At 57.2% G+C, this 12,425-nt stretch carries 11 protein-coding genes; 9 read left to right on the top strand and 2 right to left on the bottom strand.

What is annotated here, in order from left to right:
• Position 1: 1 nt before the first annotated feature.
• The gene (locus NH461_RS13530; RefSeq protein WP_261600856.1) at positions 2-997 is read right to left on the bottom strand and encodes a peptidase U32 family protein; all 996 of its coding nucleotides are present in this window, start codon (positions 995-997) and stop codon (positions 2-4) included.
• A 166-nt stretch (positions 998-1,163) separates the two neighbouring features.
• Positions 1,164-3,203: an EAL domain-containing protein gene (locus tag NH461_RS13525; protein ID WP_261600855.1), complete on the bottom strand. Its 2,040-nt coding sequence runs from the start codon at positions 3,201-3,203 to the stop codon at positions 1,164-1,166.
• Between the two features lie 217 nt (positions 3,204-3,420).
• Between NH461_RS13525 and NH461_RS13520 the strand changes: the two genes are divergently transcribed.
• From NH461_RS13520 to NH461_RS13480, 9 genes are all read left to right on the top strand, one after another.
• Complete coding sequence (locus tag NH461_RS13520; RefSeq protein WP_410000112.1) at positions 3,421-3,918, top strand: SCP2 domain-containing protein; 498 nt, start codon at positions 3,421-3,423, stop codon at positions 3,916-3,918.
• Entirely contained in the window at positions 3,908-4,414 is a 507-nt protein-coding gene (locus NH461_RS13515) for a GNAT family N-acetyltransferase (protein ID WP_261600853.1), read from the top strand. Before NH461_RS13520 ends, NH461_RS13515 begins: the two co-directional genes overlap by 11 nt.
• A gap of 151 nt (positions 4,415-4,565) precedes the next feature.
• On the top strand, positions 4,566-4,967 hold the full coding sequence (locus NH461_RS13510; RefSeq protein WP_261600852.1) for a DNA polymerase III subunit psi: 402 nt from the start codon (positions 4,566-4,568) through the stop codon (positions 4,965-4,967).
• Positions 4,957-5,403: a ribosomal protein S18-alanine N-acetyltransferase gene (gene rimI / locus NH461_RS13505; RefSeq protein WP_261600851.1), complete on the top strand. Its 447-nt coding sequence runs from the start codon at positions 4,957-4,959 to the stop codon at positions 5,401-5,403. Before NH461_RS13510 ends, rimI begins: the two co-directional genes overlap by 11 nt.
• Before the next feature lie 363 nt (positions 5,404-5,766).
• Positions 5,767-7,347: a peptide chain release factor 3 gene (gene prfC / locus NH461_RS13500; protein ID WP_261600850.1), complete on the top strand. Its 1,581-nt coding sequence runs from the start codon at positions 5,767-5,769 to the stop codon at positions 7,345-7,347.
• A 181-nt stretch (positions 7,348-7,528) separates the two neighbouring features.
• Complete coding sequence (gene glgX, locus NH461_RS13495) at positions 7,529-9,613, top strand: glycogen debranching protein GlgX (RefSeq protein WP_261600849.1); 2,085 nt, start codon at positions 7,529-7,531, stop codon at positions 9,611-9,613.
• A 106-nt stretch (positions 9,614-9,719) separates the two neighbouring features.
• Positions 9,720-9,929, top strand: a complete 210-nt coding sequence (locus tag NH461_RS13490; RefSeq protein ID WP_261600848.1) for a DUF5363 domain-containing protein — start codon at positions 9,720-9,722, stop codon at positions 9,927-9,929.
• 10 nt (positions 9,930-9,939) lie between these two features.
• On the top strand, positions 9,940-10,734 hold the full coding sequence (locus NH461_RS13485) for a TatD family hydrolase (RefSeq protein WP_261600847.1): 795 nt from the start codon (positions 9,940-9,942) through the stop codon (positions 10,732-10,734).
• A gap of 220 nt (positions 10,735-10,954) precedes the next feature.
• Positions 10,955-12,208: a NupC/NupG family nucleoside CNT transporter gene (locus NH461_RS13480; protein ID WP_261600846.1), complete on the top strand. Its 1,254-nt coding sequence runs from the start codon at positions 10,955-10,957 to the stop codon at positions 12,206-12,208.
• The last annotated feature ends 217 nt before the right edge of the window (positions 12,209-12,425 follow it).

Here is a 12,425-nt window from a genome sequence, read left to right as displayed (position 1 = left end):
GTTACTGCCATTTACGGTGGTAGGCGCCCAGCGTGGTCTGGGTCCCTTCGGAAACATTGCCCAGACAGGCATCCCAGGCCGGCTCGACCTGATAGCTGTCCGGGTTGGCCCGGTAGCGATCGATGGCGGCTCGCCAGGTGCGGGTCACCTGCTCGACATAGGCCGGGCTGCGCTGGCGGCCCTCAATTTTGACCGAGGCAATGTTGGCCTGGAACAGCTCCGGCAAGATCGCCAGCGTATTAAGGCTGGTCGGCTCTTCCAGGGCGTGGTAGCGCTGACCGTCGACATCGAAGCGGCCTTTGCACAGGGTCGGGTAGCCGGCATTTTCCCCCTCGGCGTAGCGGTCAATCAGGACATCGTTCAGGCGTGACTCCAGGCCCTGCGGCGTTTCCTGCCAGCGGACGAATTTCGCCGGGGAGCAGGCCCCGACTGTATTCGGGGATTCGCCGGTCAGGTAGGATGATAGATAGCAGCGCCCCTCGGACATGATACACAGGCTGCCGAAGGCGAAGACTTCCAATTCGACCGGGCTGTTGCGGGCCAGCTGCTTGACCTGATGGATCGACAGCACCCGCGGCAGCACCACCCGCTTGACGTTAAAGTTCCGATGATAAAAATCGATCGCCGCGGTGTTGGTGGCCGATGCCTGGACCGACAGATGCAGCTCCAGATCCGGGTAGCGGTTGGCGGCGTAGTCGAGCACGGCCATATCGGCCACGATCAGGGCATCCACGCCCATGGCGGCTGCGGTATCGACGGCCTTTTGCCAGCGGCCGAAGCCGTCCGGGTGGGCGAAGGTGTTCAGGGCGATGTGGAGTTTGCGCTGGTGGTCTTTGACATACGCGACGGCTTTTTCCAGCTTGTGATCGGTAAAGTTCAGACCGGCGAAATGGCGGGCGTTGGTATCATCCTTGAAACCGATGTAGACCGCATCCGCGCCGTGATCAATGGCAGTTTTTAGCGCCGGCAGGTTGCCGGCGGGGCATAGTAGCTCCATAGTTTTTCTACCCGTGAGGATGGACAGGATGGCGGAAATACTAGGGGGGGAATGCGGTGCGTATTTTGATGTCAGGCAGGTTTTGTTGAATTAAGTAACTTATTTCTCACATTTTATCCTTTGGAAGTAGAGACGGCCGGGTGACGGCCGGGCGGTATCGCCCGGATCAGTCGGTATGGCGGCTGTGCTCCAATAGGATTGCATCAAGCTCGTTTTTCGGCTGCGGCTTGTAGAAATAAAAGCCCTGGATCGAGTCACAGTTGAGGTTCGAGAGCAGGGTCGCCTGCTGGCGGGTTTCCACCCCTTCGGCAACAATACTCATGTTCAGCGCTTTACCGAGGTTGATAATGTTCTCGATCAGCGTGACCTGCTTGGGAATGGCTTCGATATCTTTGATAAACGCCCGGTCGATCTTGAGCTCATCGAGCGGGAAGCGGGCCAGATAGGACAGCGACGAATAGCCGGTGCCGAAGTCATCGATCGACAGCGAAAAGCCGAGTTGTTTGATCGCATTCAGCATCTGGATCGTATGATCGCTGTCACTCATCACCGCGCTTTCCGTCAGCTCAAAGGTGATATCACTCGGGTCGACGCCGGTGGCCTGCTTGAGTTTTTCGACAAAGCTGATCAGGTTCGGGTTGCCGAACTGCTGCGGCGAGAGGTTAATTGCCACCCGGCCGTTGAGCAGTCCCTGCTGCTTCCACTGGCGCACTGTGGTGAACACTTCGCGCATCACCACCTGGCCCAGTTGCTCGATTAATCCGGAGCGCTCCGCGACCGGAATAAACTGTGCCGGACTGATATAGCCTTCAACCGGGTGCTTCCAGCGCACCAGCGCCTCGGCTCCGTCAATCACGAAATCCCGCGCGCCGACCTTCGGCTGGTACCAGACTTCCAGGCCGTTCTGCTGCAGGGCTTTTTGCAGCTCGATTTCGAGCCACAGCTGCATCCGCGCTTCCTTGTTCATCTCTTCGCTAAACTTGACCAGTCGGTTGCGGCCGCGATTTTTCGCCTCATACATGGCGGTGTCAGCGTTTTGCAGCAGGATCCGGGCATCATTGCCGTCTCCCGGATAATTGACCATCCCGACGGAGCAGGCCAGATGTTTGCTGAAATGGTGCAGGTCGAACGGCTGGTTGATCAGGGCAATGATCTGCTGGGCCATCTGCTCTCCCATCCGGGTGTGATCGGGCTCGGGCAGGATCACTGCAAATTCATCGCCGTTGAGGTGGCCGATCACGGCGCGCTCGGGTAACAGTCGGCGCAGTCGCTGGGCGATCTCCTGCAGCACCCGATCGCCGATATGATGGCCGAGCGAGTCGTTGATATTTTTAAAGTTGTCCAGGTCAAGGTAGAGCATGACCAGCGGGGTCTTGTGCTGGATCAACTGCTCCAGGCGGCGACTGAATCCGTGGCGGTTGTACAGGCCGGTCAGCGGATCGGTATGGACCAGCTGCTCCATCTGGCCTTGCTGGCTGATCTGCTCGGAAATGTCCTGCAGCAGGATCAGTTTGGCCGGTGAGCCGAGCAGGGAAATATCGGAAACAGTGACCTGGAGCGCTTTCTCGGTGCTGCACCGGGGGCTGGTCTGACACCGGCGCTGCTCCTGATGCCCGAGCTGACTGAGTTGGCTGCCGAGGACCCGCTGGGTGTGGCTGTCGACCAGCAACCGGCCCAGCTCTTCGCCGACCAAATCTTGCACCGACTCAAACCCGAGCAATGCGGCGGCGGCTTCGTTGGCCGAGATGATCAGCTCGCCTTCGACAATACAGCTGCCGTCGGTGATCAGGTGGTTGAGCTGATCCAACTGATGCTCCAGTTCCTGGAGGGAGTTCACCAGCACCTGACGCTCGGAGGTATCGGCCGAGTGCAGCACGACGTACGGGATATTGCCTTGTGCATCTCGCAGCGGGGCCAGGCTGAAATGCAGGCTGGTCTCGTGGCGGTTATCGTTGAGCACCACTTCGCCTTCGACTGATTCGCCTTGGAAGGCCCGATCATAGTAGGGGCGCAGGGTCTCATAATAGGCCCGGCCCAGAACTTCGGCATCACTGCGGCCAATCAGCTCGTCGCGCGCCATCCCGCTGACTTCGCAGTAGCGGCTGTTGACGACCAGGTAGTGATGATTGGGATCGAGGACCGCAAACAGAAAAGGACTGTTGTCGGTTAGCAGCGGAAACCAGTAGTTGAGTTGCTCAGTCGGCATGGATGATGCGTCTATCCCGTTGCGCTGACGCGGGCGGCGTCAGTTGAAAAATAATGGTTACTATAACCTGCGACCGTCATCAAATTCCAAACTTTGCCGCTATAGAGTTGATTTTTTTGATGCAAGGCATAAAAGCCCTCGTCCTTGTTGCCATACAATCAATCCATTGTGGCGACTGAAACAGGAAAAAACAGTGATTGCTCAATTACAAAAACAGATGGTTCAGCATGCGCCGGCGCTGCTGCGGATCCCGGCCCGGCTGACGCCGTTTGCGGTTCAGAAAAAAGTGATGCTGGAAGGGCTGGCCCTGGTGTTTCGCGAAGCCCTGGAAGACGGGGACTTTGCCTTCCTCGAAGGGCGCTGGCTGAAAGTCGCGGTGCGGGATCTGGGGCTGTGCTGGTACATTAGCTATCGGGATGCGCAGCTGGTGGTCGCGGATCAGATCGCCCAGGAAGATGTGAGTTTCAGCGGTGACTGCAACGATCTGGTATTAATTGCTGCACGCAAGGAAGATCCTGATACACTCTTTTTCCAGCGTCGCCTGCGGATTGAAGGCGACACCGAGTTGGGACTGGAGGTGAAAAACCTGATGGACAGTATTGATCTGGCCTCGCTTCCGGCCCCGATCCAATTTTTACTGCAGCAGTCGGCGAGCTTCATTCACCAAGGAATGCAGGCCCCGCCGGTTGCCAAAGAGGTCATGAATGCTCATTAGAACTGAAGCGCCGGCAGATATTCTGGCTGTTGATGCCTTACTGAAAACCGTGTTCGATACGGATGCCGAAGCTGATCTGGTGATGAAGCTGCGGGAGAATGGTCACCGCTCTTTGTCACTGGTGGCCTGTAACGACGACGGTGACGTGGTGGGCTATATGCTGTTCAGCCCGGTTACCGTCGATGGCAATGATGACAACTGGCAGGGGCTGGCGCCGATGGCGGTGAAGCAAGACTACCAGCGCCAGGGAATTGGCCTGGCGCTGCTTGAAGAAGCCAAGAGCACCCTGGCGGAGCTCGGTTATCCGGCGGTCGTGGTGCTCGGGCACAGCGACTATTATCCCAAAGCCGGTTTTGTACCGGCATCGGCGCACGGCCTGCAGTGTGCCTGGCCGGTGCCGGATGAAGTCTTCATGGTGCTGGAGCTGATCCCGGGCAGTCTGTCGGTACGGCAGGGCACGGTGGCCTACAGCCCGGAGTTTTCGGCGCTGAGCTAAAGCGCGGGCACGACCCGTCGCGGCCAAAGGTCTGCGGCGGTGAATTGCGTGCTTTTTATCGGAATTAATTTTGCGCCGGCGCGCCCATTTGCCCGATGATCTGGTAGTATCGCCTGCCGAAATGAGGTCTTCAGGCACAGATGGTACGAGGATGAAGCAGCGAGACATACAGATCTTACACGAGATGGGGCTGACTTACTGGCAGATCAGAAAACCGGACTTTTTTCCCGAGCTGGAAATGCCGGTGATCGACTTGCCGGAAAGCTGCAAGCTGCTGTTCGTGTGTGAAGACGAGCTGGATGACCATGATCGCTGGCTGTTCGGCCGGATCCTCAACAGCATGAAGCTCTCGCCGGAGCAGGCCCTGATGCTGCCGCCGCAAGGCGTGGCGCAAATCCGGGCCCATCACCTGACCTGGTGCTGGCTGGCCGGCTGTCAGGCCCCGCATCCGGCGGGCTGTCAGGTGCTGACCTCCACCTCCCTGAAACAGATGCATACCAACCCCGCCAGCAAGAAAGCCTTGTGGCAACAGATTTGTGCTTATGAGTCATAACATTGTATCCCTTGCGCCGCACCACCTTGATGCGGTGTGGCAAATCGAGCAGCGTGCGCATGCTTTTCCCTGGTCAGAATCCCTGATCCGCCAGACGCCGAGTAAAATTGCCGTCAATCTGGCGCTCGAAGTCGGGCAACAGGTGGTGGGCTATTGCTATGGCCAGCTGGTGGCCGGTGAAGCGACCTTACTGAATATTGCCGTGGCACCGGCGTGCCAGGGTAAGGGGTACGGCAAACTCCTGCTCGACGGGTTTATCGACCGGCTGACCGAGCTGGGCGCCGAAGAGATCTGGCTCGAGGTGCGTGCCAGCAATACCCGGGCGTATCAGCTCTATGAATCGGTTGGCTTTAACGAGATCAACCGCCGCTATGGCTATTACCCGACGGAAAACGGACGGGAAGATGCGCTGATCATGACTTACCTGGTCCTCTAGCTCGGATCCCGGCAGGCCGGGCGGGTGCCTGTTAGGCCTGTCGCTTTGCGCGAAGATTGCGTATAATTCCGCCATTGTTTATGCCAGACACGCCCTTTCCAGCCTGAGTGCCAAAGGTGCGGGCTCCTTCCTCAGATACTGCGCAAAAAGAGGCCGAGATGTAACTCACTGCTGTGAAAACAATTTTACCTGCTTGCGCAGGACGTCAGACCGGTATTTCCGCGGCACCGGACCCGATACGGGCCGGAATTCATGCGGCGTCAGTCAAACCGGGATGGCTCGAATTCAGGAGCCGAACGATAAGGTACCCGCTGCGGGACTATCGTTGCTCGATGTGGAAATCTCTCACAGGATTATCAAGATATGTCATTTCTTACTGAAGTGAGCAAGCGTCGTACGTTTGCCATCATTTCTCACCCGGATGCGGGTAAAACCACCATCACGGAAAAAGTACTGTTATTCGGAAACGCGATCCAGAAAGCCGGGACGGTGAAAGGCCGCGGCTCGAACCAGCACGCCAAGTCGGACTGGATGGAGATGGAAAAAGAGCGTGGGATCTCGGTCACCACCTCGGTGATGCAGTTCCCGTACAACGACCGTCTGGTCAACCTGCTCGATACCCCGGGACACGAAGATTTCTCGGAAGATACCTACCGGACCCTGACGGCGGTGGACTCGTGCCTGATGGTGATCGATGCCGCGAAAGGGGTTGAGGATCGGACCCGCAAGCTGATGGAAGTCACCCGTCTGCGCGATACGCCGATCATCACCTTCATGAACAAGCTTGACCGGGATATCCGCGACCCGATGGAATTGCTTGATGAGGTCGAAAGTGAGCTCAACATCGCCTGTGCCCCGGTGTCCTGGCCGATTGGCTGCGGGAAAGAGTTCAAAGGGGTGTATCACATCCACCGTGATGAAACCATCCTGTACGCAACGGGTCAAGGCCACACCATCCAGGAAACGCGGATTGTCAAAGGCCTGGAAAACCCGGAACTGGACGAAGCCGTGGGCGCGGATCTGGCAGAGCAACTGCGCGAAGAGCTGGAGCTGGTGCTGGGTGCCTCGCACGAGTTTGATCGCGAACTGTTCCTGCAGGGCGAACTGACGCCGGTCTTCTTCGGGACCGCACTGGGTAACTTCGGGGTTGACCATATGCTGGACGGCCTGACGGAGTGGGCCCCGGCCCCGATGCCGCGTCAGGCCAACGAGCGTCAGGTGGAAGCGAATGAAGAGAAATTCTCGGGCTTCGTCTTCAAAATTCAGGCAAACATGGATCCGAAGCACCGCGACCGGATTGCCTTCATGCGTGTTGTCTCGGGCACCTATAGCCAGGGCATGAAAATGAACCATGTTCGCCTGGGTAAAAACGTCAGCATTTCCGACGCCGTGACCTTCATGGCCGGTGATCGCTCCCGTGCCGAGCATGCGTATGCCGGGGATATTATCGGCCTGCATAACCACGGTACCATCCAGATCGGGGATACCTTTACCCAGGGCGAGAAGCTCAAGTTCTCCGGGATCCCGAACTTCGCGCCGGAACTGTTCCGCCGGATCCGCCTCAAAGATCCACTGAAGCAGAAGCAACTGCTGAAAGGGCTGGTTCAGCTGTCGGAAGAAGGGGCCGTTCAGGTGTTTCGTCCGCTGCAAAACAACGATCTGATTGTTGGCGCTGTTGGTGTGCTGCAGTTTGACGTGGTGGTTGCCCGTCTGAAAGCGGAGTACAACGTCGAAGCGATCTACGAGAGCGTGAACGTTGCGACGGCCCGCTGGGTGGACTGCGGTGATGACAAGAAGCTGGAAGAGTTCAAGCGCAAGAACCAGGCGAACCTGGCGCTGGATGGCGGGGACAACCTCAGCTACATCGCGCCGACCATGGTGAACCTGAACCTGGCCAAAGAGCGTTTCCCGGAAGTTGATTTCCGCGCGACCCGCGAACACTAATTCGCACTGCGATCTTGAGCGCTGTTGCGCGATCAAAGCCGTCACGACTGTGGCGGCTTTTTTATTGCCCAGAATTCCTGCGCGCTGCCTTGAGCCCTGTATCCTGAGCAAACCCCGAGCGGGGTCGCTGTTATTGTAATGATTTCGAACTACTATTGATTGCATATCAACAGGAGGGGCGATGAAGATTGTGACAGCGAACGAGATCCGGGTTGGTGTCGGTGAGCCTTACCCGTTGGGCGCAACCCTGCGCGGGCAGGGGGTGAACTTCAGTTTGTACTCCAAAGACGCCACCCGGGTGATCCTGCACCTGTTTGATGGCGCCGATGCGCGGGAGTCGTTTCAGCAGATCGAACTCGATCCGCTTGCGCACAAACGCGGCCATTACTGGTTTGTGTTTGTCAGCAACATCGGCCACGGCCAGGTGTATGCGTTTCAGGTCGACGGGCCGTGGAAGCCGCAGGTCGGGCTGCGCTTTAATGCCAACAAAATGCTGATTGACCCGTACAGCCAGGCGATCAGTATCGGGGCGCATTACGATCGGCAGCAAGCGATTGGGGAAGCGCCCAACCTCGGCAGCAGCCTGCGCAGCCTGGTGGTTGACCAGCAGGCATTTGACTGGGAGGGGGACAAACCGCCAGGCCATTCGATGACCGATACCGTGATCTATGAAATGCATGTCGGTGGCTTTACCAAGCACCCTTCCTCCGGGGTGGCCCCGGAAAAGCGGGGTACGTTTGCCGGGGTGATCGAAAAAATTCCTTATTTGCAGTCACTCGGCGTCACAGCCGTCGAGCTGATGCCGATCCAGCAGTTTGATGTCGACGATGCGCCGAATGGCCGGCAGAACTACTGGGGTTACAGCCCAATCAATTTTTTCTCTGTGCATGCCGGCTACAGCGTGGCGAAAGATCCGCTGGCTGCGATCACCGAGTTCAAAACCCTGGTGCGGGAGCTGCACAAAGCTGGCATTGAGGTGATCCTGGATGTGGTGTTCAACCACACCGCAGAAGGGGATGCCAGCGGGCCGACGTTTTGTTTTAAGGGGCTCCAGAACGGCGCCTATTATATTGTCGATAAAACCTGCGGTGAGTACCGCAACTACAGCGGTTGCGGCAATACCTGCAACGCTAACCACAGTGTGGTGCGGCGGATGATCATTGATGCGCTGCACTTCTGGGTGACGGAAATGCGAGTCGATGGCTTTCGCTTTGACCTCGCTTCGGTACTGGCCCGCGACAGCCTGGGCACCCCGCTCAAAGAGCCGCCGTTGCTGTGGTCGATTGATTCCGATCCGGTGCTGTGCAGTACCAAAATTTTCGCCGAAGCCTGGGATGCGGCCGGGCTGTATCAGGTGGGCTCCTTTATCGGCGATCGCTGGAACGAATGGAACGGTAAATTCCGTGATGATGTCCGCGCCTTCTGGCGGGGGGATACCGGGACGGTGAGCCGGTTTGCCTCCCGGATGCTGGGCTCGCCCGATATCTATTGCAGCGATCGCCACTCGCCCCACCGCTCAGTGAATTTTATCTGCGCCCACGACGGGTTCACCCTCAACGATTGGGTCAGTTATAACGAAAAACATAACCGGGACAACGGCGAGGACAACCGCGACGGCGATAACCACAACCTGTCGAACAACTACGGGATTGAAGGGCCGACCACGAATCCGGAGATTGAGTCGCTGCGCAACCGCCAGTGCAAGAACATGCTGGCGACCTTGCTGCTCTCGCTCGGGACACCGATGATTTCGATGGGAGATGAGGTCCGGCGGACGCAGCGGGGGAACAACAATGCCTATTGCCAGGATAACGAGATCAGCTGGTTTGACTGGCGGTTGGTGGACCGGCATGCCGATTTGCTGCGTTTTGTCCGGCTGATGAACCGGATCCGGCGCAATGAGGAAACCATCGACTGGCACATGCATGTCTCGCTCAACACCGTGCTCAAGAGCGTCGGGATTGACTGGCACGGCCTGCAACCGAATCAGCCGGACTGGTCGGCCCATTCCCATTCTCTGGCCTCGACGGTGATCCACCCGATCAGCAGTGATGAGTTGTATGTGATCTGCAATGCTTACTGGGACCCGCTGATTTTTACCCTACCGGACCGGGATCATCAGGACTGGCACCTGTTAGTGAATACCGCCGCGCCCAGTCCGGCTGATATCTATCCCATTGAGCAAGCGCCGCGTTATTGTGACGAGACGATTTTGGTGACCGGGCGTAGTATGATCGTCATGGTTGCCAAACCCGGCCATAAATAGGCTCTATGTATAAGCAGGCTCTATGCGTGAGTGTGGCTCTGTGCATGAGTCGGCTCTAGGCATAAGCAGGCTCTAGGCAGGAGTGAGGTTCAACAAGAGATGAGTAATGAAGGATACGCTAAGTGGGGAGAAGTCGATGCTGAACTGGCTCAAGCGGGGGATTGCCCGCTACGATCAATGGTGTGAACGTCTGGGGCTGGTCCCGGAAAACCGTCGCTGCTGCGCACCGGTCCGTTACGATGAAGACGATCCGCGTCATCCGTCTCAGCGTCGTCCTCGGTGCGTATCGCAGCACAGTACGCACCGGCAGGAATGAAGGCGAGGCCATGATGATCGACAGTCACTGCCATTTCGATTTTACGCCGTTTGATGCCGACCCGGCGGGCTATCTGGCCAAGGCTCACCAAGCCGGGGTCGAGGCGCTGGTGATCCCGTCTGTTGGTGAGCGCAACTGGCAGGCGGTCCAGGCGCTGAGCCGCAGGTTTGACTCGGTGTATTACGCGTTGGGCCTGCACCCGTTTTTCAGTGCAGAGCATAGCGAGGCATCACTGGCGTCACTCGCTGCGCGTTTGGCGCAGGTGGCGGGCGAGGGCGCGCAGCGCGATCGCAAATGTGTGGCGGTCGGTGAGTGCGGGCTGGATTTTGCCATTGCCGAGGCCGATCGTGATAAACAGCTGTGGTTGTTGCGGGAGCAACTGATCCTGGCCAATACCTACCGATTGCCGGTGATTTTGCACTGTCGCAAAGCCTTCCCGGAGCTGGTTGCCTTATTAAAGCAACACCCGCCGGTCGCAGGGGGGGTCTATCATGGGTTTAGCGGTAGTCTGGCCCAGGCGCAGCAGGTGGTGGCGCTGGGGCTGAAGATCGGCGTCGGCGGGACCATTACCTATCCGAGGGCGAACAAGACCCGCAATACGGTAGCAGCGTTGCCGCTGGAGGCGCTGGTACTGGAGACCGATGCGCCGGATATGCCGGTGGCCGGCCATCAGGGCGAGCCGAATCGTCCCGATCGATTGTGTCATGTGATGCAATCGCTGGTGGCGCTGCGTTCGGAATCCGCCCAGAAAATTGAATCGGTCACTTGCTTAACCACAACTGAACTTTTTGGTCTTTCTTTGTGAGGGCGGTCACTGAATAAAAACGGTTGCGCAATTGGTTGCGCGGTTTGCGCATCACTACGTGATGTGTGTCACGGTTGTGATTAAACTATCATTTGGTTTCCGCATAAAGTGTGACGTTAGCATTACTTTATCCCGAATGGGGTTTGTATAATGCAGCGGACTCTTAAATGAGCCGAATTGTCGAGACGCCAAACTTAAACTTAAAGGGATGCCATAAACTATGAGCCTGTTTATGAGCCTGGTTGGGATGGCTGTGCTGCTGGGTATTGCAGTACTGTTATCTGATAACCGCAAAGCTATTAATTTACGTACTGTGGGTGGGGCATTTGCCATTCAATTTACTCTGGGTGCTTTCGTACTTTACATTCCGTGGGGTAAGGATGCACTGGGCGCGGCGAGTAGCGCCGTTCAGAGTGTGATTGACTATGGTAATGTCGGTATTGAGTTCCTGTTCGGTAACCTGGTGAACTTCTCTGTTGAAGGCATTGGTTTCATCTTTGCATTCAAAGTGCTGCCAACGGTTATCTTCTTCTCTGCACTGATCAGCGTGCTGTACTACCTGGGCGTGATGCAAGTTGTCATCAACGTATTGGGTGGCGGTCTGCGCAAAGTGCTGGGTACATCGAACGCGGAATCCATGTCTGCAACAGCTAACATTTTTGTTGGTCAAACTGAAGCGCCGCTGGTTGTGCGTCCGTTTGTACCAAAGATGACGCAGTCTGAGCTGTTTGCGGTTATGTGTGGTGGTCTGGCGTCTGTTGCTGGTGGTGTACTGGCGGGTTATGCCGCGATGGGTGTTCCACTGGAGTACCTGATCGCAGCCTCGTTCATGGCAGCACCAGGTGGCCTGCTGTTCGCGAAAATCATCAAGCCTGAAACCGACACGCCGATCGAGCAAATGTCTGGTGATGAAGCACAAGGTGATGATAAGCCTGCTAATGCCATCGATGCAGCAGCAAGCGGCGCTTCTTCAGGTATGCAACTGGCACTGAACATCGGTGCGATGCTGCTGGCGTTCGTGGGCCTGATTGCCCTGATCAACGGGATGCTGGGTGGTATCGGTGGCTGGTTCGGTATGCCTGAGCTGACACTGGAACTGATCCTGGGTTACGTGTTCATGCCACTGGCTTACCTGATCGGTGTACCATGGGCAGATGCCAACATCGCGGGCTCTTTCATCGGTCAGAAACTGATCCTGAACGAATTCGTGGCTTACCTGAGCTACGTCCCATACCTGGGTGATGCAGCGCCGGTTGTTCTGTCTGAGAAGACCAAAGCAATCATCTCGTTTGCCCTGTGTGGTTTCGCGAACCTGTCTTCAGTCGCCATTCTGCTGGGTGGTCTGGGGAGCATTGCCCCGAACCGTCGTCACGATATTGCACGCTTCGGTATGAAAGCCGTTGCCGCAGGTACGCTGTCGAACCTGATGTCTGCGACCATCGCAGGTCTGTTCATCAGCCTGAGCGCGATGTAAGACACTCCTCAACTGAGGATGCCAAACGCCACAGCCTAGCTGTGGCGTTTTTGTATCTGTCGTCCCGATAATGCCCAAAGCCCAAAGCCCAAAGCCCAAAGCCCAAAGCCCGGATCCCGGATCCCGGAGTTCGGAGCCCTGCGGCCTGACGCTTCAGTATCCGCGAGATCTGCCGGGCACTTGGAACGCCTGGCTACTTGATTCCCCGGCGCTTGCG

It is taken from the genome of Photobacterium sp. TY1-4 (assembly GCF_025398175.1).
GTDB lineage: Bacteria > Pseudomonadota > Gammaproteobacteria > Enterobacterales > Vibrionaceae > Photobacterium.
This window is presented reverse-complemented; position numbering and strand designations above follow the sequence as displayed.

Excerpts from the sequence above, each read along its gene's own strand:
- NH461_RS13530 (WP_261600856.1), bottom strand. The coding sequence starts at position 997 with ATGGAGCTACTATGCCCCGCCGGCAACCTGCCGGCGCTAAAAACTGCC.
- NH461_RS13525 (WP_261600855.1), bottom strand. The coding sequence starts at position 3,203 with ATGCCGACTGAGCAACTCAACTACTGGTTTCCGCTGCTAACCGACAAC.
- NH461_RS13520 (WP_410000112.1), top strand. The coding sequence starts at position 3,421 with ATGGTTCAGCATGCGCCGGCGCTGCTGCGGATCCCGGCCCGGCTGACG.
- NH461_RS13515 (WP_261600853.1), top strand. The coding sequence starts at position 3,908 with ATGCTCATTAGAACTGAAGCGCCGGCAGATATTCTGGCTGTTGATGCC.
- NH461_RS13510 (WP_261600852.1), top strand. The coding sequence starts at position 4,566 with ATGAAGCAGCGAGACATACAGATCTTACACGAGATGGGGCTGACTTAC.
- rimI (WP_261600851.1), top strand. The coding sequence starts at position 4,957 with ATGAGTCATAACATTGTATCCCTTGCGCCGCACCACCTTGATGCGGTG.
- prfC (WP_261600850.1), top strand. The coding sequence starts at position 5,767 with ATGTCATTTCTTACTGAAGTGAGCAAGCGTCGTACGTTTGCCATCATT.
- glgX (WP_261600849.1), top strand. The coding sequence starts at position 7,529 with ATGAAGATTGTGACAGCGAACGAGATCCGGGTTGGTGTCGGTGAGCCT.
- NH461_RS13490 (WP_261600848.1), top strand. The coding sequence starts at position 9,720 with ATGAAGGATACGCTAAGTGGGGAGAAGTCGATGCTGAACTGGCTCAAG.
- NH461_RS13485 (WP_261600847.1), top strand. The coding sequence starts at position 9,940 with ATGATGATCGACAGTCACTGCCATTTCGATTTTACGCCGTTTGATGCC.
- NH461_RS13480 (WP_261600846.1), top strand. The coding sequence starts at position 10,955 with ATGAGCCTGTTTATGAGCCTGGTTGGGATGGCTGTGCTGCTGGGTATT.